Raw genomic sequence first — 24243 nt, 5'->3', positions numbered from 1 at the left:
AGAATCCAGAGTCCAGAATCCAGAGTTCAGAGTGGCGGAGAAGAGCCACGAAGAGGAACGACCACGGATGCACGCAGATGGACACAGGTCAAAGAAGCTCGAAACACGAAACTCGAATGACGACTGAAGCTCGGATGCCGATTGGGGCCGATATCTCCTTGTTGGAGCATTTGAGCTTGAATCGGACTTGTCCGCCGCGGCCGCTGACGGACGGTGCGTGCTTTCGTGGCAGCACCTCGGGGCGCTGGGTGGGTTCCAGCCGGATGCTGAGCGCGGGGACGAGCGGACGTCTACCCGGCGGGCGCGGCGGCGATGACGGCCTTGTGCAGGTGAAGGTGCAGCAGGGCCGGCGCAAGACCGGCGCGACGGAGCAGCCGGAAGTACGACTCCAGCGCCAGCGGGTGCTCATGGTCGGGGCTGCGCGGATCCACGAACTGGTCGGAGAGCTGGCCGGAGTGCGTACCATGAAGGCGCTGCAGCCTGCCGAGCACGCTGCGCAGCGGCCGGCTGAACCTGGCCCGGTCGAGCGCTATCCGGTCGAGGATGAGGAGCAGCCCGTCGCGCGTCAGGTTCCGGCGGCAGGCCTTCAGGAACCGGGACTTGGCGGCATCGGGGAGTTCGTGGATCACGTCCACCGACACGATGAAGCGGAACGGCGAGCCCGGCAGCTCGATACTGCCCAGCCCGGCAAGGTCGGCCGTGACGAACCGGAGCTGGTCTGCGAATGTGCGCAACCGCTCCCGGGCGAGGTCGAGCATCGCCTCGGAGCGGTCGACGCAGGTGAAACGGGCAACTGGAAGCTGCTCCAGAATTGCGGCTTCGGTCTTGCCAGTGCCGCAGCCGAGGTCGAGGATGCGGTTGCCCTTGCGCCAGTTGTCACGTATTACGGTCGCGATGATGCTCAATTGCTCGGCTTTGAGCGGGTTGGTGGGCTGGCTGTCCCAGACCTTCACGAATTCACGGTCGCCCCAGCGACCGGGAAGGGAAAAGGAATGATGCATCCTCGACTCCCAGCTACCCGCCATAGGCGGAGGGTGCAAGCCGCCCAAGACTACACACCGGCATTTCGCACGGTCTCAGCGATGGCGTCGAGTTCGGTTTCGCTGAAGGGTGGCTTCATGTGGACCTGAGCGAAGTGGTGCATGGCCAAGGTCTTGTCGAGCAGGTTCTCCTCGCCTTTGATGGAAGGGATGAGAAGCATGTGCAGGTGTGGGACCCGCGTACCCCGGATGAGCATCGTCACGTATTCACAGTCGAATGCGTGCTTGAGCTTACGGGCAACGACGTAGCAGGACTTCAGGAACGGTCCGGCGACGCCGTCCTGGGGTTCGATATCGGTGAACCATTCCACGTGCTTCTTCGGAATCACGAGGGTGTGGCCACGCGAAATAGGGTGCAGGTCGAGGAAAGCGAGCGTCTGTTCGTCTTCATAGACCTTGCGGGCCGGGGCTTTGCCTGCGATTATCTGACAAAAGGCGCATTCGTCCATGGGGTCTGCTCCTTACCAGTCGGTCGGCTTGCAGATGATCTCTTTCACGCGCGTCTCAAAGAACTGCCGAGAATGGGCCGGGCGGATGACGAGCGCCGTGTCGGCGCCGCTTCCGGTTCCGGCAATCGCGACCACATCCTTGCCGTAGGGGATGAGCCCGGCGTCAAGCGCCATCACAGCTATTTCGACTCCGACTTTGGTGCCTTCGCCCAGCGTGCGATAGGTGAAGGCAATGGTCTCGGCCGGGCCCAGACCGCCAACCTTCAGCCGGATGGCGCGTTCGACGCCGGCGAAGAGATGTGTCGTCCTGAGAACGGGGATGCCGTGCTCGGCAAGCCTGTTCTCGACTGAATCAGCTAGTTCGTTCTTGCCGAATTCACTGAACCCGGCATGGTGCGTCACGCACACGGCTTCGACGTCATTCGGCAGCTGTTTCGCGAGCCCCAACGCCGTGTCTCCGCCGGTGGAGGCTACGACGATGTGTCTGATGTGCAGTTCCGCGGCCCGCGCCAGTGCGACCTGCAGCGTTGCCATCGTCGGGGACTTGCTGTTCTTCTTCATTTGTTTGCTCCTGTTGATTGGCGGGGTGATGATATCCGGTGGCTCTGACTGGTCAAGCGAAGGGGCGGCGTGCGCGCCGCCCTTCACTCAGTCTGTACAGGTTACTCGGCCGGTTCCCAGTGGAGGTCGAGGATGGTGTTGGTCGAGGCCCTGGTGCGGAAGCAGGCTTTGACCTTCATCCCGATCTTGGCTTCACCGCGGACCAGGTAGCCCTTCATCACGGTGCAGCAGCCCGGGATTCTGACGTCGATTTGGTAGTAGGGATACGAGATCTCGATGCCATTGCCCGGATACTCGACGTGGGTGAACGTGAAGATTTCGCCGATAACCGGGTTCTTCAGGTCAACCCACTTCATTCGGGTGTGGCAGTCCGGGCAGTCCGCACGAGGCGGGAGCCAGATGCCCTTCGCTTCGCAGCGAGGGTTCGGACAACGTACGCCGCGGAGCACGCCCTTCTTCAGGCCCTCGAAGAATGGGGAGAGGAGGCCGTAGGTGTGGTGGTGGACGATAGTGCGCGGCCACTGAATGACCATAGCCGGGTCGGTTTTCTCTACGACCATCGGCACGCCGGTCAGGCGGATGTCGGGAGTGGCCTTGGACTTTCGAGCTGGGACCTTGGATTTCGGAGCAGGCTTGATGATCTTGGAGGTCTTCTTCACAGCCTTCTTCATCTTCTTCACTGTCGCCTCCTAACCTTTCACTTCTTCAGGGTTCTCGAGGATACCACAGGTGACGTGCGAGCCGACGCCGGCGTGGGATATCCAGAGGGCGCGTCGCCGCTTTGGAATCTGGAGTGACTTCCAGTCCTTGAGCTTTTCCTTGCCGAAGCGCTTCCACATCCTCGGCTCGCCGTGGAACTTGTCGTACTTGCCTTGGAGTTGCCAGAAGCACTCCATGCCCTGGAAGATGCCGGTTGCACCGACCGCGTGCATGGTGCCGAGCAGCCCGCCGGACAGGTTCGACGGGCAACGTCCGCCGTAGTAGGCGTCGCCCGACGTGATATAGTCTTCTTCCTTGCCGTAGGGACGCAGGCCGATGTCACCGTACGTCTGCAGGTCGGAGATGGTGAACGCGTCGTGGAGTTCGACCAGGTCGAGGTCTTCCATCGGCTCGTTGATACCAGCCATGCGATAGGCCATGTAGGAGGCGAAACGCGAGGCGAGGAAGCTCTGGAATCCCGGGTAGGGTTCGTGGTACTGCTTCTCCATCCAGTCGTACTGGCCGGGCGTCTCGTTGGGCAGCAGGGGCACTTCCATGTTCCGGCGGTCGGCCACGCGCAGGGTGTGAGTGCCGCCGCAGATCTGGAGGCGCATCGGGTGGTCGGAGAGCTTGTACGCGGTTTCTTCGTCGCAGAGCAGCAGACTCGCGACACCGACCGACATCACGCAGCACTCAAGCACGCGCAAGGGGTCGCAGATCATCTTGCCGTTGAGCACTTCCTCGACCGTATGCTTGCCCGGATTCTGGGCAAAGGGCGACGAGCAGGCGTACAGCCTGTTCTTTACCGCGATCTTGGCGCGGATTTCTTCCTTCACGTTAAATACATGTGAGAAGCGGCGGGCCATCGGCGCATAGTACGCGGCGTACATCCGGGCCAGGCGGGTCTCGAAGTCCTTGCAGGCGGCGGTGGAGATGTAGAAATTGCCGGTCCTCGTGTCGACTTCGTCCATCCGCTCCCAGCCCATCACCAGGCAGCAATCGGCGTAGCCGGATGCTATCATGCTCGCGCCGGCGAGGGTCGTGTAACCGCCGGTCGCGCCGCCGGTCTTGACGCCGATGTTGGGCAGCGGGTCGAGGCCAAGATAGTCGTGGATTTTGGCTTCACAGAGCAGCTGGTCCTGGAAGTGGTCCGCGAACTCGCCGTAGCAGGCCATGTTGATGAGACCCTTGACATCGAGTGGGCTCATCTTGAGGTCGTTTTCCTCAAGCAGCATCTTGAAGGCCATCATCGCGAGCTCTTCCAGCTTGTATTCCGGGTAACGTTTGCGGTAGTCGGTGGTGCCGCCCGCAACCACGTACACCGGCCGCTGGAACTTGGGAACACGGAGGTTCCCGGGTTTGAACTTGATCATCGGCTTCCTCCTGATATCGGCCGCGCCAGACCGGCGGGGCCGGGTTAATAACTCACATAGCCTGTCGTAGGTCGTTGCCGGACGTCGGTCCGGGTGAGAGGGGATAATAAATCAAAGGCATCTCAAGTCAAGGAATTGGCCGGCGCAGAGACAGATTTGACAGGCGAACGACACAGTCTAGAATTGACTGGTGGCATTCGAGCGGCGTCCGGGCTGCTCGAGTCCAGCCGGTGCCCGGCGCTCCGACTGGAAGCCATCCTTTTGCTTTTGGCATAACCTTTGTCTCGGAGGCATGATGGTCAATCGCTCTTCTGCGACCGCGCTGTGGCTTTCAGTTGTCCTGCTCTTTGGTTCGGCGAGCGCCGGTCCGATCCTGGTGCGCGTCGGCGCGCGCAACTTCCAGGAGCTCAGTTCCCATATCACCTTTAAGGGCACGTCAATTGAGATTGCCGGCGCCAAGTCCGGACAGTCCTATGACCTGCTGCTCGACCGGTCGGACTTCGGCACGGTTGAGGCCTGCGGACTGCCCGTCACTGTGATTCACGACGACATGGGCGTCGTGCAGCGTGAGGCCATCCTGACCGGCGCGTACCACACAACGGCCCAGCTTGACTCCATGATGCGCGCGTGGGCTGCGAACTACTCAAGCATATGCCAGTTTGAGTCCATTGGCCCTACCTATCACAACAACTGGATCTATGGACTCAAGATCGCCTCTACCGCAGCCCAAGGCAAGCCGGAATGTCTTGAGCTTGGCATCGTCCACTCCCGTGAATGGGGCGGAGTAGAAGCGGTGCGACATCTCTGCGATACGCTGATCCACTATTATGCTAGTGACACCGGGTTCCATCACTTCATCGACAACCACCAGCTCCACGTGTTCATGATAACCAATGTCGACGGCTACAAGTACGACCACGACTCATCCCCGTATGGCCCCGACAGCGGATACATGTGGCGCAAGGACCGGCAGCCGTTCGGCGGGCAAATCGGCACGGACCCGAACCGCAACTTCAACGGTACGTGCATGGGCAGCATCATGGATGATTGGGGTTCGATGGTCAACGGGACGCAGAGCACGCATAACCCGAGCGACCTCGTGTTCATGGGCGCCTCCGGCGCATCGGGCCTCGAAATCAAGGCCGTCACAGAGTGGTTCAAACAGCACACGGTGGTTGCGTGTGTCAGCGTTCACACGTACAGCGAGGACGTGCTCTGGCCCTTCGGCACAGGGACCGTGGCGCCGGACAGTTCTTGCCTCAAGACTCTCGCAACGGGCATGGCCAGCCGCATGGGCAGGCTGGGTGGCGGCACCTACACTCCAGAGCAGTCCAACTACCTGTACCCGACGAACGACGGTTCCGATGACTGGTTTTACGGCTGGGGCCATACCGTCGGTGGATTTCCGTGCATGTCGTTTACGACCGAGCTGGGTACCGATTTCTACCAGCCGGTACAGGACCTGGACAGCATCCAGAATGCATCTTTCCGCGGCGACTATTACCTGTTCCAGCACTCTGACTCCATCATCAATGCGCTTGAGGGCATGGTGCCGAGGCCGATACTCACGGTCGTGGATACCACGGGCTCCCGCTATATCCCGATTCACTGGACTCCGACCCGTCCGGACCAGAACCACCCGGACAAATGGGGACTCGAACAGTTCACCGGCCTGACCGTCGTCACGGACAGCATGGAGTCAGGCGTCAGCAATTGGACTCTGCACGGCGCCAGCCAGTCAACGACGCAGAAGCACAGTGGTACCCACTCGATGTACCTTGGCACCGGCAACAACATTTCCAACTACTGTGAAACCAAGTACCCGTACCCGGTCCAGGCCGGCGACTCGCTCAAATACTGGATATGGTACAATACCGAAACCAACTATGACGTGACCGTGGCCGAGGTGTCGCTCGAAGGCAAAGAGTGGATTCAGCTCCACGACCGGTTCACGGGCAACTCCAGCGGTTGGTTGTACAAGGCTTTCTCGCTCGACCAGTGGGCCGGCAAGTCCGTGTACGTCCGGTTCCGCTATATGACCGACGACGCAACGACCCGCGCCGGTGTCTATGTCGACGACGTCTGGCCGGTTCCTACATTCGCGAACGACACGGTCGTAACTGACAGCATCGCCGATACGCTCTACACTGCGGTCGTCGATTCTGTCGGGACTTACTACTACCGCGTGCGCGGCCACAACGCCGCCTGGGGTTGGAACGACTACGGGCCACTCCACGGCGTTGTAGTGACCGGACTTGCCGGCGTTCAGGAGCCGGCAGCGAAGTCCGTCACCTCAGTGTTAGAGGTCGGGCCGAACCCAGTTCTGAACGGCACGAGGGTCAACTACGCAATCGAGCGCGGCGGGCCAGTCAGCCTCGTTGTGTATGATGCTACCGGCAGGCGGGTGAGGAATTTGGTCTCGGGTTCGTCCAAAGCCGGCGTCTGTACATCGGACTGGGACGGCAAAGACGGAAGCGGCAGACAGGTTCCGGCCGGGGTCTACTACGTGAGGCTGTCGGCCGGCAAAACCTCGACTGCGCGGGTGACGGTCATACGTTAGGTCGATACACATGACTTACGGGGCGCGGCTTGTCCGCGCCCCGTTGCTGTTAGGGCAACCTCGAAGCCACAAGCCCGAATTCCGATTGGAGCTCGAAGCCCGAATGACCAGAGGCTGGACGCTCTCGGTATTCGGATTTCAATCGTCCTCCGAGTTTCGTGCTTCGGGTCTTGCCTTGGTGTTTGCCTTGACTGCCAGCATTACCCGGCTGCTCTGTCCCGAGGAACGGTTGCCTCGACCGGTCCGTCCCTGCACGGCGACGTCGACTCCGCACCGAAGCCGGCCACGCTTGAAAACGGGATGGAAGTCCACGTTCCGCAGTTCATCAAGACCAAAGACCGCATGAAGATGGAAGTAGCCTTCGGCCGCTACATCGAGCGCCTGCACCAGGCCAGTCGGACGCCTGTGGTTTCGGCCTCCGGCCAGTCAGCATTCGTCAATCCGGAATCTGTAACCGGTCTCGTGTTCACTATTGACAAGTTGCAAAGCGCGACGATAATCCTGCAAGGCGCCGTCTGAAGGGTCGGCGACTTTGGTCCGGATCGAGCCATCCTGAGTTTGTCCGCGATTGGGCAAGGGATGTCGGCGAAGAGCGCCGGGCCGCTGTTCTCCAGCCACGGACGGCCGCCGATGCAGCTGTCAACAGATTAGGAGGAAGAGATGAGAGTCTGTGCTCTGATGCTCGCAAGTTGCCTTCTGGCTGCGCCAGCCGTAGCCGTCTGGTTTCCGTTGAGCTCCGGCACGGCGACGCAACTGGACGCGGTTTGCTTCCCGGTAGACGTGACCACCGGCTACGCGGTCGGCATGAACGGGCTCATTCTCAAGACGACCAACGGTGGTGTCACATGGGATAGCCTGCATGGCCAGCACCCGGGTCAGCAGATGGCCGTGCAGTTCCCGATGGACCCAATGACCGGCTACGTCGTGGCGTCCGGCGGCAAGATAACAAAGACCACGGACGGAGGCGCAACGTGGGTGGGCGAGTCTTCAGGCGTCACTGTTGACCTTCGGTCCATCTGTTTCCCGATTGACGCCGACACCGGCTATGTCTCCGGCGGCGACTCAGGCCAGGGGGTAATTCTGAAGACCACGGACGGAGGCGCCAGTTGGACTCAGCTTGCCGTCAACCCGGGCCAACCCATAACCACAGTCGACTTCCCAAGAGATGCCGGGGCCGGGTTTGCCGCCGGTTGGGCCGGCACGCTCCTCAGGACGACGGACGGCGGAAACAACTGGGATGTCCTGCCTTCCGGTGTCAACAACGATTTCTCCGGTCTCTGTTTCCCTGACGACCCGCTCACCGGTTTCGTAGCGGGGTCATCGGGCCTCATCATGAAGACGACCGATGGCGGAGGTACCTGGGTTCCGAAGCCGACCGGCACGGGTGACTACCTCGCCTCGGTCAGCTTCCCGACCCTTCTGGCTGGATACGTGGCCGGTGCGTCCGGCGCGGTCTACAAGTCAACCGACCAGGGAGAGAGTTGGTTCGCGGAGAGCACCGGTACGTCCAAGTTCCTCTGGTCGATCTGTTTCCCGGTTGACGAACAGACCGGCTACGCCGTCGGGACCAACGGGACGATAATCAAGACCACTGATGGCGGGATGCTCGACGTAACCGAAGCCGGAAGCGAGGCACGGTTGGCGGCGAACGTTCCATCGGTGGTCCGTAGCGTGCTGTTCCTGCCGGAAGCTTCAGGTCACCAGCCGCAACCCGCAAGTCTGTTGGATATTTCAGGCAGGAAGGTGCTGAGCCTGAGGCCTGGCGCGAACGACGTCAGTCGTCTGGCGCCGGGAATCTACTTCTGCGTGCTGAGTGATCGCGGGAACATAGTCAATCGAAAGGTCGTCGTGGCCAGATAGGTCGAGCAGTCGCATCTCTCCATTCTGCCCGCGGAAACGCGGGCAGACTTTTCAGGACATCTCAGTCGTCGGAAGACAGCCAATAGGCCGGAATCGGCGTGTTCCGACTGACCGCGCGGCTATGCCGCGGGATTGACGCGCCGAACCCGGCACGTAGTGCTCATGTCCGTGCTTGACATCGGAGGGGTGGGGGGTAAGATTCGGCCAGCGCACCCGGCAACGGGTTACTCCTCACTGCCAAGCAAGGGTACAGACACGGGCTCCAGGGCGGGGCTCTGAGGCGCAGGTCCGTTGCCGCGGATGCCGAGGCAAGGAACGGATCGATTCAAAGGAGGCGGATAGATGGCGAAAAGAACGTCATCGCTCGCCCTGCTTTTGTTGCTGCTCACCGTGGGAACGGCGGTGGCGACAATGAGCGGGACATACTATATCAAGAAGGGTGTCACCATGGCTGACACCTTCCCATCGTTCGTCGCGGCGGGAAACGCTTTGCAGACACAGGGAGGGTTGAGCGGCAACGTCACCTTCCTGGCGTTTGCAGGCACCTACGACGAGGGTATCTGCTACCTGCAGAACTATGCGGGTGACAGCACCTACAGCGTGACCTTCGATAAGGCGCCCGGTCAGGGCGAGGTCATTGTAGGCGGGACCTCAGTGTCCTACTGCTTCTACATCTACTACACCAACAACGTCAAGATCAAGAACCTGACGCTGCGTCCTTCGTCCTACGGCATCTACGACTACTATTCCAGCAACACCAAGCTCCAGGGCTGCAAGATAATGAGCGGCAGCTACGGCGCGATGATGTACTACGCCAGCTACGACTCAGTCGTGGGTTGCACCTTCGGCTCCACGTCGGTCGGCATCTACTTCTACGGCACGTCGTCGCCGATTTCGAAGCATAACCACGCCTCGAACAACTTCTGCTGGGGTCCTACGAGCTACTTCATCTATTCGTACTACAACGACTCGCTGGAGCTCTACGACAACACGATCGTCGGCAGCCCGTCGTACGGCATCTACGCCTACTACGGCACGCGCTGGCAAATGAGGGGCAACATCTTCAAGATGCCCACCAGCTATTGCTACTATTTCTCGACCGGCTGCACGCTGGACCTGAACCATATGACAGTCAGAAGGAACGACCTTTACCCTTCCTCCAGTGTTGCCTACTACAATAGCACGACTTACTCAACCCTGGCCGCCTGGCAGGCGACCGGGTACGACTCGCTGAGCATTTCGGCCGACCCGATCTGCGGCGGCGGGTGGAACCCGCACCTGAAAGCGGGTTCGCCGTGCATCAATGCCGGCGACACGATTTCAGGCATCACGACCGACTTTGACGGTGACTCGCGTACCTCGAACTGGCCGGACATCGGCGCGGACGAGTACACCGGCCCGCCCACGGGAATGAGCGGCACCTACACCATCAAGAAGGACGGCACCGGCAACTACAAGACCTTCTTCGATGCCATGTATGACATCTGGGGCAAAGGCTTCGCCGGGGACATCACCTTGGAGGTCTACGCCGGGACGTACAATGAGCAGATCCGGTTGGTGGACCTGTACAACGGCAGCTACTTCCTGAATATCAAGGCTCACACGGCGTCCGGAGTGACCGACCGGGTGGTGATAAACGCCGCCACCTCGTACGACGCGTACCTGACTCAGGTGAGCAAGGTCAAGTTCACTGACCTGATATTCTCGGGCTACACGAGCTACGGCGCCTATTGCCAGACACTGACCAGCGGTTCTGCGGCCTACAAGGGCAACGACACGATTACCTTCCGGCGCTGCGTCTTCAACGGGGTCAACCCGATCTACTTGTATTATTCATGCAACTATGATTCGGTCGTGGACTGCCAGCTCTACGCGGGCTCCAGCTACGGCATTTACACCTACGCCTCCGCGGCCTATCCCTCAGGACCGAACGTCTTCATCAACAACTTCATCGTTGGATTCACGTCGTACGGCATCTACTCGTACTACAACTCGGGTAACCTGTATTACTACAACACCATCTACAGCCCGAGCTGCAACTACGACGTCTACGAGTACTATTACAACCAGACCGCGCCCACATTCCGCAACAACATCTTCTACAATGGTAACACCACGACGTCGTACTATGCGATGTACCTGTACGGCAGTTCGACGCCACCGACCAGTTGCCTTAACTATAACTGCTACTGGTATCCGAGCGGCACGTACATCGCGTATGTGAACAGCGCCAAGACCTGGGCAACCCTGCGGTCCGGCGGATACGAAGCGAACGGCATCAACCGCGACCCGAAGGTCGGTAGCGTCGTGAATCCGCACCTGCAGGACGGCTCGCCCTGCATCGACTCGGCGACCAACATCAGCGGTATCACCCGCGACATCGACCAGGAGTTGCGTGATTCGGCTCCCGGGCCGGGCAAGTATGACATGGGTGCCGACGAGCACACGTTCAACTGGGGCGGCCCGATGAGCGGCGTGTATACGATCAAGCAGGCAGGCGGCGGCGATTTCACGAGCGTAACCCAGGCAGTCTACGCACTCGCGGTGCGGGGCTTCGCTGGTGCCGTTCAGTTCGACGTCTACAACGGCACGTATACCGGTTCAGTCAACCTGTATGGACTCGCCAACGGCACGAACTGGCTGACCTTCCGGGTCTATCCTGGCCAGAGCGCGACTTTGGACGCAGGGGGCGACGCGTACAACTTCTACATGCTGCGCAACAAACGCGTGCGCATCACGGGGTTCAGGATGACCGGGTCCACGACCTACGGCATCTACATGTATGGCGTTACGTCGGTGTCGCCCTATGATGGGTGCGATACGTGCTCCATTTCCTACGACACTATCATCGGCCCGTCGTCCGGCACGTACTACGGCATCTACAGCTACTACTCGGATGACGACACACTCACCTATAACGTCATCACCGGCGGCACGTACGGAATGTACATCTACGGCTACTCCACGGTCGGGTCCTACACCAAGCGGAACTTCCTCACCTACAACACCATATCCGCGTTCACCAGCTACGGGATCTACACCTACTACCAGGACAGCATGCGCATCAAGGGCAACATCATCAACGGTCCGAACCCGATCATGTCCTACTACGGCAGCTATGATACACTAGCCAACAATACCCTTACCGCGACTTCCAGTTACGGCCTGTACCTTTATGGCTACTCCTCCGCGCCCTACAGCCACTGCAACATCGTCGCCAACAACACGTTCTCGGGCGGCAGCTACGGCATGTACACCTACTACGAGGACAGCATGCGCATCAAGAACAACAGCTTCACCGGCGGCTCCTACTCGATCATGACGTACTACGGCAGCTACGACTCGATACTTAGCAACACCACTACCGGTTCTTCCTACGGCGTCTATGCGTACGGCTACACTTCGTCGCCTTACAGCCGGTGCAACGTCATTGCCAACAACAATTTCACGACCTCCAGTTACGGAGTCTACTCATACTACGAGGATACTCTCCGTATCAAGAATAACATCTTCAACAACGGCTCGGGCATCTACTCAAACTACGGCAGCTACGACTCGATTCTCAACAATACCATCAACGCCACCTCGAGCTACGGCATCTACCTGTACGGCTACACGACGTCGCCGTACGGCGTGAACAACGTCGTGGCGAACAACCTGATCAGGGGCTACACCAGCTACGGCCTCTACCTGTACTACCAGACTAACCCGCAGATCGTGTTCAACACCTTCCGCGGTAGCGCCTCCAGTTCATACGGCGTCTACGCCTCCTACGACTTCAGTTGGAAGCTCAACGACAACATCTTCCAGGCCAATTCGTATGCGCTGTACAACTACGTGGCGGCGACCGGTGACACGTACCCAACCACGACTAACAACAACGACTACTTCTTGAACGGCGGCGGATCCGGCGTTATCTACCATTCACCGATTGGCGCGATGACGCTGGCGGCCTGGCAGGCGCTGTCACTCAGGGACACGAACAGCATCAACGCTGACCCGCAGTATGTCAGCGCGACCGACGCGCACATCGGCGTCATGTCGCCGTGCATCAACGCCGGCCGGGCCTATGCTCCGTTCACGACGGACATCGACGGCGACTCGCGGACGAAGAACACGCCGGACATCGGAGCCGACGAGGTCCTGGTTGACATGGCGGCCCGGTCGATACTGCAGCCGACCGGCACTCACGCCAACTACGACACCATCGTGCCCAGCGTGGCGTTCAAGCACGTCGCCGGCAGGGGCTCGGCGACCTACTACGTCTACATGGCCATCGCGCGGAACGGCACGCAGGTCTACCTCGACTCGGCCCAGCGCACGACCAACCCCGGCGACTCGGCGACCATCAACTTCACCGCATTTGTTCCGACCGTCGCCGATTCGCACTACAGTGCCAAGTCCTACCACAAGCTGATTTGTGATACGGTGGCGTCGAACGATACGGCCAGGTCGAACTTCATCATCGTGCCGGTGGACGTCGGGGTGTACGGTATCCTCGCGCCGGTCGGCACGCTCTGGCGGAACTGGCCGCTCAATCCGAAGGCCATCCTCCGCAACAACGGCCTGTTGCCGGCTACGTTCAATGCTGAGTTCACCATCAATCTGGATTCAGCCTCCATGCTGAGCAACGCTCCGTCCGGTCAGCCCGCAGGCCAGAACTCTGCTCCCGCGAGCGGCGCTGTCGCTCCGGTGGGCAGCGTGCCCAGCCAGGGCCTCGCCGCACAAACCAACGTCGGCAGTCAGGTTGGCAGGACCCAGAGCCGAGGTCTGGTCGCGCAAGGCAGTGTCGGCGCAGCGGTCGGCATGGGCCTGAGTCAGGGCCCGACCGCGCAAAACGGCGCGAGCAAGGGAATCGGCAGCACTTCAGGGCAGAGCACGACCCGCAACAGCGGCTCGGGCGCTCCACTCGCGGGTACTCCGGGCCGGGGCTCGACCGGGCTTACCGGCACGAATTCCCAGACCGGCAAGGTTCCTGGCCTCAAGACGGCCAGCCCTGAGTCGTTCGTCTATGATACGATTCAGAGCGTTACTCTTGCCGCGGGCCAAACGGAGACACTGGCCTACCTCAAGTCATGGAATCCGACCGTCGACGGCTACTATACGGGCGCGTGCCGGGTTACGAAGGGCGGTGACTACGACTCGACCAACAACTACGTACAGAAGTCGTTCAATGTCCAGCACCTCGACATCGGAGTGTCGGCCCTGCTGTCGCCGAAGGACACCATCATCGAGGACACGGTAATCGCGCCGAGCTTCAAACTGAGGAACTACGGCACCGCCGACGCCAACTTCAGCGTCCGTTGCCTCATCAAGAGCGGCGCGACGACCGCCTACGATACGACCGAGACCAGTATCCATCTCGCTCCCCACGACTCGGTTACCCGGGTGTTCGCCAAGACCTGGGAAGCTGACCCGCTGGGCGACTACACGGTCACCGCGTACACGATGAATGCGATGGATGACGACTCGACGAACGACACCGCGCACGCTACGGGTGCAGTGGTCAGCATTGACCTGAGCGCGACGGCGATGGTGAAACCGAACGGTCACATCGCCCAGGACACGACCGTGTATCCGACCGTCATGTTGAAGAACAACGGTCGCTCACCGGCTACGTTCAGCCTCCGGTGTATCATCACGAGCGGGACGGCAACCGACTACGACACAACCGAGACCGGCATCGTACTCGGAGCCGGGGACACCGTCACGCACGTCTTCACCGAGGCCTGGGACGCAAGCCCGGTGGGTCCTTACAAGGTCGTTGCTTACACGATACACAACTACGACCGCAATCCGGTCAACGATACGGCGCATGGTTCCGGCATCGTCTCGTCGTCGGCGCCGTCAGGGTGGGCTGAAATGACCCCTCTGCCGAAGGGACCTTCCGGCAAGCCGATCAAGGACGGTGGCTGTCTCACCTACGATGGGAGCACCGACCTGATCTACGCGTCGAAGGGTAACAAGTCGGGCGACTTCTACTCATACAACGTGGCGACCGGGACCTGGGTCACTCTGGCCGAGGAACCGTATGGCGCCGAGGGCAAGATGCCGTACAAGGGTTCGGCTCTCTGCACCGACGGCAACGGCAAGCTCTACCTGACCAAGGGCAACAACACCGTCGGGTTCTATCAGTACGTCGCCGCGACCGACACCTGGATCCAGATGGCGAACGTGCCGTACGGGTCATCAGGCAAGAAGGTGCGCGAAGGCGCCGCGCTCGCCTGGGGCATGAAGAAGGATGTCGGCTACGTCTACCTGCTCAAAGGCTACCGGAACGAGTTCTACAAGTTCAACCCCGCTAACGACAGCTGGACGACGTTGCTCAACGCTCCGGCCGGACCCGGCTACCACCTCAAATACAACGCGGGTTCATGGATGGTTCCTGATCCCGACCCCACCAACCACGTGCTCTACGTCTTCAAGGCGCAGTACCACGAGATGTACGAGTTCAATACCGACGCCGATACGTGGCTCACCAACGTCAAGATCCACCCGATGCCGGTTCCCGGACCGGAAGGTGCCAAGAAAGCCAAGGACGGCTCCTGCGCTACGACTTCCGAAGATGGTGCCATCTACACGCTCAAGGGCGGCAACACCACCGAGTTCTGGCGCTACTACACGCAGGGCGATTCCTGGCAGGCGATGCCTTCGATTCCGACAATCGGCAATACCGGCTCCCGAAGAAGGGTCTCGGCGGGCGGCGCTCTGACCCACTATCCCTACACGGGCATGTTTGCCTTCAAGGGCAACCGGACGAACGAGTTCTGGCGCTTCCGTCCGTTCTGGGGCATGCCGGCTCCGCGTGAGCCGAACCGTGACGGCGTCGCTGCCGGAACCTTCGACATCGCGAACCCGTCGTTTGCGATAGCTCCGAATCCGCTCATGGGCGGACTCGCGACCGTGCGCTACAACCTGCCGAAGGCCGGACTGGCCACGTTGTCGGTCTTTGACGTGACCGGCCGGACGGTCTTCGAACAGACGATGGCTGCCGGTCGTTCGGGTACCGCGAATCTCGACCTGCGCAAGCTGGACGCGGGCGTGTACCTGGTCAAGGTCGCGACCGACGGCTTCAGCACCACGCAGAAGCTCATCATCGAGCACTAGACCGAACCAAACGGTTCACAGGGGCGGGTCTTTGACCCGCCCCTGCCATTTGGGCGGCAGCCTTAGGATTCCAGACGGCTTGACAATGACGGGCGGGAGGGCTACAATCAAGGCAGCCCAGCCGATACTGTGGCTGGACAACTGCGATAGCTTGCCCCCGGAACGGCGGGCACGAAGCTCGCACGCTGACTGGCGGGCATAGCCATCCAGAAGGAGGTAGTTGTGTACAGGCAAGGTTTGACCGCAATAGGCTGCCTGCTGGTCTTGGTAGGATTGGCCGCAGGCCTGACAGGCCACGGACCGAGCGCCATAGGTGCGCTTTCGATTCCGGGGATATCGGACCTGGCCGGCCATAGCTACCCTCATGCACTGTCACTCCGGGTCGCACACCTCATGTACAACAACGATGTTGGCGTCTCGAAGATACTCTCGCCGGGCGAGTACGTCCCATCTGGCGACACGGTGTTCCCGCGCGCTGAGGTGAAGAACTTCGGTACGCAGACCCAGACGAACATTCCGGTCACCTGTGTTGTGTACGATTCCGCGGCCGGCGCAAGAGTCTACGGGCCTGATACTGTTCATGTTGCGAGTCTCAATTCCGGCAGCGTCGACACGGTTGCTTTCCCACCTTGGGTCGCACCGGCTCAGGAGAACGTGTACTTGGACACGATGGCCACGGCACTATCCGGGGACCAGGATACGTCGAACGACCGGAAGGCTGGCCGTTTCGCCGTCACGGAGTGGTGGGGCGTGGAACACCTCACCTACAACGACGGGACATTCGAGGACGCCATTAGTTGGGTCGCCGCGGGCAGCCAGCTTGCGGAGAGGTTTGCGGCGCCGGTGCGGCCGCTGACCATAAGCAAGGCCGTGCTCTGGATTACACGCTGGCAGAGCGACACCGCGGAGGACTACGACGCAGAGGTTAGGGTGTACGCGGACGAAGGTTCACCCCACGGCAACCCCGGGAGAGAGCTCGGTGCCTGGGTTGGAAAGCTTCACGCTGACACGTGGATGACCTTCTGCAAGAATGAGGCGCACTTTGACCCGCCGGTGGTGGTCGACTACGATACCTTCTTCGTGTCCTACTACCAGACGAGTGTCACTCCGCCCTACCCATGCTTGGCGCTGGATACGATGAAAGACACGATTCATATCGGCAACGACTGGGGCATATACGGTGATGGTCACCAACGATGGGGGGTCTTCGGGACGGACAGATCCGTGGACTTCGGAATCGACGCCTACTGCGGCAGCCCGCTGCTCGACGGCGCGGTGAAGGACATCACCGTCCCGCAGGAGCAGATTGACTCCAACACGACATTTAGCCCGCAGGTCGTCGTCAGGAATGCGGGTCTTGCTGACCGCCACAACATCCCGGTGACATTCAGCATCGTCCGGAACTCGCCCCCCCGCGACACCGTCTACTCAGGCTCGGCCAATAGCGGGCCGGTCGCTGCCGGTCAACAGGTCATCGTGACTTTTCCCGACAGTGTCAAGCCGGCAGTAGGCACGTACACCATGACCGGCATCACCCAACTGCCTTTTGACGGAAACACTGCAAACGATACTCTCGTCAGGTCATTGTCCGTGGGAATGTCGGGCATCGCGGACGAGAACGCGGCTGTCGGACATCCGTCGGTGTCGATTGCTCCCAACCCGCTCGGGAAGTTGGCCACGGTGCACTACAGCCTGCACAAAGCCGGGCTGGTGACGCTTGACCTATACGACGTGACTGGACGGCAGGTGCTCACGCAGACGATTACGGCCGGGCGGAATGGTACCGCGAATCTCGACCTGCGCAAGCTGGACGCGGGCGTGTACCTGGTTAAGGTCGCGACCGACGGCTTCAGCACCACGCAGAAGCTCATCATCGAGCACTAGACCGAACCAAACGGTTCACAGGGGCGGGTCTTTGACCCGCCCCTGCCATTTGGGCAGCAACCTGATGATTCCTAATGACCGCAGACTACCCTGAATCCGAAATAGACGGCCACGAAGACACGCACTGTCAGACAGGGGCCCCTGAGGCCAAAACGGAGTGAAACGGACTTGTGGCATCCTACACCCATTTGTTTCGTGTCTTTCGTGCTTTCGTGGCTTCAATATCGGTTCTGGGGGACTACGCTCGGCTTGACGGCGGGCAAGGAGGTGGCTAAGATAGGGCGTATCGAGTAAACACCGTGTTTGTTCGCTAGCTACCTACTTACAGTAATCTTGGCCGGACAGACCGGGCTGCTGCGCGGCACGGTCGTGGATAGCGCGTCGGGCGACGTCGTCCCGGGCGCTAACGTCGTTATATTGGCCACCAGTGAAGGGGCCTCGACCGGGCAGAATGGCGGGTTCGTGCTCGGGCCGGTCAATGCTGGTTCGTGGCGCCTGGTGGCCAGCCACGTCGCTTTCGAGCCGGAGACCATCGCTGTGGACGTGCCGGCCTATGGCGTGGCACGGGTGGCTTTCCGCCTGAGGGTGCGCGTGATTCCGGTGCAGGGCGTGGACGTGCGGTCGCGGCGCGGAGAGGAAAAGGTCAGCGAGCGCGAGATCAGCTCTGAGCAGTTGTCGCGCAACGCGGGCGGTTTCGTGCAGGACCCGGTGCGGTCGCTGGCCTTCCTGCCCGGAGTGGGGCAGAGTGCGCGCGGGGAATGGAGCGGGACTTATGCGGTGCGCGGCGGCGAGCCGGACGAGAGTTCGGTCTGGTTCGGCAACACCGAGTTGCTCTGGCCTTACCACCTGCTCGGATTCTCGTCCGTCATCAATCCCGACATCGTCAGCAAGGTGACCTTCTATCCCAGCGTGTTCCCGTCGCAGTACGGCGACGCGCTGTCGAGTGTGGCGGTGATGGAGCCGAAGCGGAGCGAGCACGGCGAGGGCGCCTGGGCCTACGACCCGATGAACATGAAAGCCGCCTACGTCGGCAATCTCGGTGACATCGACTACCTGGCATCGTATCGCCGGACGTTCTACTACGTGCAATTCGGGCCGATGGGCGCGGGCACCAACACCCAGCCGTCGTACTCGGACGTGAATGCGCAGGCGTCCATGCCGCTCTACGGGCCGAACCGGATCAGACTGACCGTGGTCAACGGCTCCGACCACATCGTCTCCGACCTGCTGGGGGTCGAGGAGGACATGCACGAGTCCGGCACGTCGATGGCCGCCAGCATCGAATCGGACCTGGGCAAGGTAAAGAGCGACCTGACCTTCTACTCCAGCAGTCACGACTTCGACCTGACGCCCTCGGTCTGGTCGGGCACGGCGACCACGCAGCAGTCGGAGTATGGCCTGCGGCTTGATGCCACCGGCACTGTCTCCGACGAACTGGAGCTGGACTGGGGAGCGGTGTTGGGCAAGGACGGGTTTACGGGCGACCTCCTCACTCCGCAAGTCCTCCAACGTGCGGACAATACCTGGGCCGTCTATGCGGCGATGAATCTCAAGCTCTTGAAGCAGGTCGGCCTTGACCTCGGGTTCAGGTATGAGGACGTGAGCTGGGCTCCGGACAGAGTGCTGCAGCCGCGGGCCGTGGCGAGCTACTTCATCACCGACAACATCACCCTGAAGGCCGGATATCGCCGGCTCTACCAGAACTCATACAGCTTCCTGCGTAACTCGTGCGCTTCGTTCGTGTTCGACCAGCAGTACGACGACTACAAGTTGTTCGAGACCGGGGCGCTCGCGGCCAAGCAGGCCGACCACTACTCCGTCTCAAGCGAGTTCAAGCTCGCGAAGAGCATCAGCCTCACGCTCGAAGGCTACATCAAGGATTACTCCCGCCTGCCGACCTGGAAGACGGATGGACAGGACAACGTCTATGACCCTGGGAACCAGGGCTACGGCTACGCGCGCGGCATCGAGCTCACCGCTTCCTACCCTTCCTCCTTCCTCACTCCTCCCTCCTCACTTCCTCCCTCGTGGAGCGGCTGGCTGACTTATGGGCTGGCGTGGTGCAGGAAACAACAGGGCACGGATACGATGCTCTTCTGGGACGAGTACGACCGCAGGCATTCCTTCAGCCTGCAGGTGCAGAAGACCTTCGGGGCCGAATGGACTCTGGCTGCGACATTCCGCCTCAACACCGGAGCGCCCTACACGCCCCTGCTCTACACGAACTCACCCAATGAGTCCAACAGCGCTGACCTCAATCACGGCCTCTCGCCGTTCGTCATCGAAGGCGGGAAGAACTCGGCCCGGGTGCCGGTCTATAATCGGCTGGACCTGAAACTCTCGCACGAGATGCCCAAGCTCCCGCTGCACCCATACATGTACATCGAGATAGTCAATGTCTACAACCAGCAGAACGCGTACAACCTGACCCAGTTCGAGGACCAGAACGGCAACATCATCACCGGCGAGTCCACCGGCATCCCCTTCACTCCACTCGTCGGCATCGGAGGGAGGTTCTAGCGACCGATGTCCAGGATCCAGTCATGTCTACCCCGTTGACCCTTGACAGGGAAAATGAGAATTCTATACTGGTGCAGCAATTGAGGAGACCATAAGCCAACACTGCGTGATTGACGCGCATCAGTAGCAGCATCGGGCAGTGCGTAACTGCTCAATCAGACCCAACAACCCAGGATCGCGAGAGGAGGCCAGTAGCGGCCAAGTTCGTGCTTGCCCGGCTCCGTTGCGCATAGGGCGCGGCAGAAGCGGACAAGAAAGGACTGCCAGATGATCGCAACAGCGCTCTCTCTCGTGCTCGCGATGAGCACGCCGCAGGCAGCGGGCCTGCCACTGGACACCATCGGACTAGAGCCAGCCGGCTCCTGGCCGTTCAGCGAAGGCACAACCGTCGTCATGGACACGACGCGCCATCTGGTCTGCATGGCTGCCGGGTGCGGCGTGCTGCTAGTCGACGTAGCGGACCCTTCCCGACCCGCAGTGGTCTCGGACCGCATCCGCTGTCAATCGGAGGTCTGCAACATGTGGCTGGACGGCACGAAGTTGTACCTGGCAATGGCGACGTGGATGCTGGAACCCAGTGTGGACCGGGACATCGAGATCTGGGATATCAGCGATGCCACCGACCCCGTGAGACTGAGTTCGCTCGACCTGGATGCCTGCACCACAGTTTGGGCTCGCGACAGCCTTATGCTGGTTTCCACCTGGGAACGCCTTCTCAGTTACGACGTGACCGACCCTCGCAGCCCGATTCTGCTGTGTTCGGTCAGTGCGCCGACAATAGCGTACCGAATCTCGGTCCGAGATACGTTCGCCTTTCTGTCAATCGGGCTCGGTGGCGTAGGGGTGTACAGCGTGGCTGATCCCAGGGACCTCAGATGGTTGGCCGAATGGGGCAACGACAACCTGAGGGAACCGGGCATGGCCGTCGAAGGGAACAGACTGTATCAGGTCGCCATGGGAAGCCAGGGGAGTTCCTGCGGCATGCGCATCTACGACATCACCGACCCTTCGAACGGGCAACTGCTTGGTGTGTACGACACCATGCCTTTTTCATCCCCGTATCGGCTCGTTGTACGAGATACCATAGCGGCCGTGGCCTATCGTGGGACGGGGTTGGAACTCGTGTCAGTGGCTGACGCGGCGCACCCGTACGAGATTGCCGCCGTGGGTGAGCCCTGCCGCGACGTTGTATGGGTTGACACCATCGCCTACCTTGCCGGTTGGCGCAAGCTTCAGGTGGTCAATCTGGCTGATCCGTCCAGGCCCGCCATCGTTGCGTCCCTGACGACCGGACAGGCAGGCAACGGCGTCGCTCTCAGTAAAGACGCAATCTTAAGCGTCCGGTCCGGGCTGGCAGTGCTTGGCAACGACCCAACCGGCGAGCTGATTTCGGTCGGCCGTCTGGACACACCGGACGTCAACTTCGCGCTTTCCGCCTTCGATACTATCGCGGTCGCCTCGGTTGACGATAGCCTCGTGGTATTCGGTGTCAGCGACCCCGGCCGACCATCAGTGCTGTCCGAGGTCCAGGCCAGTTTCCCGCGTTCGGCGCTGAAGGACTCGCTCTGCTACGTACTGGCCGACTCTGAATTCCGGGTATACTCGCTTGCGCGCCCTCGCGACCCTACGCTACTCGGCTCGGCCCATGGTCAGTCGTGGTCAGACCCAATCGTACCGGTCGGCAATCTGGTTCTGGTGGGCGCCAATGAGCTCTCCGTGTTCGACGTGTCTGACCCGAGAAATCCCGTCCGGCTGATGGACTCACTGTGGCTGGCGTCCTGCGTCGCAGCACAGGACACCCTCGCCTACACTATCTCGGACTCGCTCGACTCCATCAAGGTCTACAGCATCGCGGGCGGGCTTCATGCACGCGAACTTGGCGCTCAACAGGTACCCTATCACGCACAGCCGTATCAAGGCTCGGGCGCAATCACGGTGCGGGATACACTTCTGGTAGCTGCAGTCCCGACTTGGATTGGGGTCTACTCGGTAGCCGAACCCGCTCAGCCGAGATGCTTGTACCAGTCGCGGACGCCCTTCCCAGGCTACGAAGCACTACTGCTCAGCCACGATACGCTGTACGCCGCGCTCGGCAACCGTGGGCTGTTCCGCTACCGACTTGTCACCGAACCGAGCGGTCTGGATCTCGAACCCGTTCAACATATCAGCGCAAGGTCCTTGCGCGTTTGGCCCAGCGTGGTCAAACGTGAACTGAACCTGGCCGGCTGCAAGGCGGCCGTATTACTCGATGCGTCGGGACGCAAGGTGCTCGACCTGAAGGTCGGCGCGAATGATGTTCGGGCGTTGTCGCCGGGCGTGTACTTTGTGCGTGAGCAGGCGCAAACTCACGCGTCAGTTGTCCGCAAGGTCATAGTGACGAGATGAATCTGCAGCAGACAGGCAGGGGCGGGCGCAGGCCCGCCCCTGAGAGGAGGCCAGTAGCGGCCAAGTTCGTGCTCGTTCGACTCCGTCGCGCACATGGCGCGGCAGAGGCGGGCGAGAGAGGACTGCAGATGACCACAGGTTTCAGGCTTCTAACGTGCGCGCTGGCGTCGCGCCCGGTCGTGTTTTCCCGGGTGTGTTTCTCCCGTATGATCATCACATAATAACCAGGAGTCAACGATGAGCAGATTCACCGCAGTCACATTCTGTCTGATACTTCTGCTGGTCGGCATTGCGTCGGCCGCTGATTCCCTCAACGTCAGACTAGTCGGCCACTGCGCCACGTCGAGCTCAGCCATGGATCTGGCCCTGAGGGGCGACTTTGCCTATATTGCAGACTGGGATTCGGGCCTGCAGGTCGTCTCGATTGCCGATCCGGCGCACCCGGTCGAGGTCGGCCACTGCAACACGTCAAACAAGGCCTACGACGTGGCCGTGCTCGGGAGCTATGCCTATGTTGCCGACGGGCAGAGCGGATTGTGCGTCGTCTCGATTGCCGACCCGGCGAATCCGACCGCTGTCGGATATTGCCAGACGTACTGGGCAAGCGGCGTTGCCGTTGAAAGTAGCTACGCCTATATTGCGGACTACACCAATGGACTGCGAGTCATCTCAGTCGCCAACCCCAACGTTCCGGTTGAGGTCGGGCACTGCTATCCGCCGCGCAACGCTTCCAGTGTGGCCGTGGCTGAGAGCTGCGCCTACGTTCCGGACTACGACGACGGACTGCGGGTCATTTCGATTTCCAAGCCGGCTCACCCGGTCCAGATTGGGTTCCTCGCGCTCCCGGTCGGTGGCGCCGGCCTTGACGTGAAAGGCAATTATGCCTACGTCACAGATGGAGACTCCGGGGTTCGCATCATATCGGTCGCTGACCCAACGCGGCCGGTTGAGGTCGAGCACATCATAACGTTTGGCTCGGCCAATGCCGCAGCCTTGTCCGGAAGTTACCTCTACGTAGTAGACGGCACCGGCCTGCGAGTTATCTCGGTTACCGACCCGGCGAACCCGCTCGAACTCGGATACTACGATACGCCGGGCAATGCCGAGGGCGTGGCCGTGGCTGCCCACCATGCCTACGTCGCGGATGGTAGTGGAGGTCTGGAGATATTCCAATACTCTGGCGATGGAGTCGAGGAAACGCCGAACGTCGATCTGCGAACGACGAACCCAATGCCGACTATCGTGCGCGGAGTGCTGATGCTCGGCGCAGAGGACAGTAGACAGAATACAGTATACGGGGCGGAACTGCTGAACACCGCGGGGCGCAAGGTGGCCGACCTGCATTCCGGCGCGAACGACGTGAGCAGACTCGCCCCTGACGTCTATTTCGTCCGCTCTGGGCCGTCAACCGTTGGGCATCAGCCGTCGGCCGTGACCGAGGTCATCGTGACAAGGTAAACCCACTAGTGAGTGAAAGGAGGCCGAAAGTTGCGAGTTCGTGCTTGTCCGGCTCGTTGCGCGTGAGGTGCAGCAGAACCGGATGAAGAAAGGACTGTGTATGACCAGGATACTCGGGTTTCTAGTGTGCGTGCTGGGCATCGGCGCGAGCACCGGCTGGAGCCAATCGGTTCCGGACGCTGAACCGCTCTTGGATTCGTCATGGGCCGCCGGGAATGCCGCGTGCAGCCTGAGAGTGGGCAGTGAGATCGTGCGCTGGACGGTGGAAGATAGCGGCGAAGTCCTCAAGATGGTCAATGGTCAGGTCTTGGCGCGGTACGTCATCGGGAGAGGGCAGTACGACCCCT

General features: G+C 60.8%; 14 protein-coding genes. 9 read left to right on the top strand and 5 right to left on the bottom strand.

Features of this window, described 5'->3' with window-relative positions; all coding sequences use genetic code 11:
- Positions 1–290 precede the first annotated feature (290 nt).
- From VMH22_15705 to VMH22_15685, 5 genes are all read right to left on the bottom strand, one after another.
- The gene (locus VMH22_15705; GenBank protein HTW93134.1) at positions 291–1001 is read right to left on the bottom strand and encodes a class I SAM-dependent methyltransferase; all 711 of its coding nucleotides are present in this window, start codon (positions 999–1001) and stop codon (positions 291–293) included.
- Between the two features lie 50 nt (positions 1002–1051).
- The gene (locus tag VMH22_15700) at positions 1052–1489 is read right to left on the bottom strand and encodes an HIT domain-containing protein (protein HTW93133.1); all 438 of its coding nucleotides are present in this window, start codon (positions 1487–1489) and stop codon (positions 1052–1054) included.
- A 12-nt stretch (positions 1490–1501) separates the two neighbouring features.
- Positions 1502–2050, bottom strand: coding sequence for a pyruvate kinase alpha/beta domain-containing protein (locus tag VMH22_15695; GenBank protein ID HTW93132.1), 549 nt, complete (start codon positions 2048–2050; stop codon positions 1502–1504).
- A 101-nt stretch (positions 2051–2151) separates the two neighbouring features.
- Entirely contained in the window at positions 2152–2730 is a 579-nt protein-coding gene (locus VMH22_15690) for a hypothetical protein (protein HTW93131.1), read from the bottom strand.
- 9 nt (positions 2731–2739) lie between these two features.
- Complete coding sequence (locus VMH22_15685) at positions 2740–4122, bottom strand: thiolase domain-containing protein (GenBank protein ID HTW93130.1); 1383 nt, start codon at positions 4120–4122, stop codon at positions 2740–2742.
- 292 nt (positions 4123–4414) lie between these two features.
- On the opposite strand from VMH22_15685, the gene VMH22_15680 reads away from it, so the two are divergent.
- From VMH22_15680 to VMH22_15640, 9 genes are all read left to right on the top strand, one after another.
- The gene (locus VMH22_15680) at positions 4415–6682 is read left to right on the top strand and encodes a M14 family zinc carboxypeptidase (protein ID HTW93129.1); all 2268 of its coding nucleotides are present in this window, start codon (positions 4415–4417) and stop codon (positions 6680–6682) included.
- 78 nt (positions 6683–6760) lie between these two features.
- Positions 6761–7201: a hypothetical protein gene (locus tag VMH22_15675; protein HTW93128.1), complete on the top strand. Its 441-nt coding sequence runs from the start codon at positions 6761–6763 to the stop codon at positions 7199–7201.
- Between the two features lie 141 nt (positions 7202–7342).
- Positions 7343–8542 (top strand): YCF48-related protein, encoded by a 1200-nt coding sequence (locus tag VMH22_15670; protein ID HTW93127.1) that lies wholly within the window; start codon positions 7343–7345, stop codon positions 8540–8542.
- Positions 8543–8884: 342 nt separating this feature from the next.
- Positions 8885–15649, top strand: coding sequence for a right-handed parallel beta-helix repeat-containing protein (locus VMH22_15665; GenBank protein ID HTW93126.1), 6765 nt, complete (start codon positions 8885–8887; stop codon positions 15647–15649).
- A 222-nt stretch (positions 15650–15871) separates the two neighbouring features.
- Positions 15872–17533 (top strand): T9SS type A sorting domain-containing protein, encoded by a 1662-nt coding sequence (locus VMH22_15660; protein HTW93125.1) that lies wholly within the window; start codon positions 15872–15874, stop codon positions 17531–17533.
- A gap of 333 nt (positions 17534–17866) precedes the next feature.
- Entirely contained in the window at positions 17867–20053 is a 2187-nt protein-coding gene (locus VMH22_15655) for a carboxypeptidase regulatory-like domain-containing protein (GenBank protein ID HTW93124.1), read from the top strand.
- A 267-nt stretch (positions 20054–20320) separates the two neighbouring features.
- Positions 20321–22438 carry a hypothetical protein gene (locus VMH22_15650; protein HTW93123.1) on the top strand — a complete coding sequence of 706 codons (2118 nt, stop codon included), beginning with the start codon at positions 20321–20323 and terminating at the stop codon, positions 22436–22438.
- A gap of 237 nt (positions 22439–22675) precedes the next feature.
- Positions 22676–23896: a hypothetical protein gene (locus VMH22_15645; protein ID HTW93122.1), complete on the top strand. Its 1221-nt coding sequence runs from the start codon at positions 22676–22678 to the stop codon at positions 23894–23896.
- Positions 23897–23978: 82 nt separating this feature from the next.
- Positions 23979–24243 (top strand): hypothetical protein (locus VMH22_15640; protein ID HTW93121.1); only part of this gene is annotated, 265 nt, incomplete at its 3' end.

It is taken from the genome of bacterium (genome assembly GCA_035505375.1).
GTDB lineage: Bacteria > Hydrothermota > Tepidihabitantia > Tepidihabitantales > Tepidihabitantaceae > UBA2258.
This window is presented reverse-complemented; position numbering and strand designations above follow the sequence as displayed.

Excerpts from the sequence above, each read along its gene's own strand:
- VMH22_15665 (HTW93126.1), top strand. The coding sequence starts at position 8,885 with ATGGCGAAAAGAACGTCATCGCTCGCCCTGCTTTTGTTGCTGCTCACC.
- VMH22_15695 (HTW93132.1), bottom strand. The coding sequence starts at position 2,050 with ATGAAGAAGAACAGCAAGTCCCCGACGATGGCAACGCTGCAGGTCGCA.
- VMH22_15650 (HTW93123.1), top strand. The coding sequence starts at position 20,321 with ATGATCGCAACAGCGCTCTCTCTCGTGCTCGCGATGAGCACGCCGCAG.
- VMH22_15645 (HTW93122.1), top strand. The coding sequence starts at position 22,676 with ATGAGCAGATTCACCGCAGTCACATTCTGTCTGATACTTCTGCTGGTC.
- VMH22_15700 (HTW93133.1), bottom strand. The coding sequence starts at position 1,489 with ATGGACGAATGCGCCTTTTGTCAGATAATCGCAGGCAAAGCCCCGGCC.
- VMH22_15685 (HTW93130.1), bottom strand. The coding sequence starts at position 4,122 with ATGATCAAGTTCAAACCCGGGAACCTCCGTGTTCCCAAGTTCCAGCGG.
- VMH22_15680 (HTW93129.1), top strand. The coding sequence starts at position 4,415 with ATGATGGTCAATCGCTCTTCTGCGACCGCGCTGTGGCTTTCAGTTGTC.
- VMH22_15670 (HTW93127.1), top strand. The coding sequence starts at position 7,343 with ATGAGAGTCTGTGCTCTGATGCTCGCAAGTTGCCTTCTGGCTGCGCCA.
- VMH22_15705 (HTW93134.1), bottom strand. The coding sequence starts at position 1,001 with ATGCATCATTCCTTTTCCCTTCCCGGTCGCTGGGGCGACCGTGAATTC.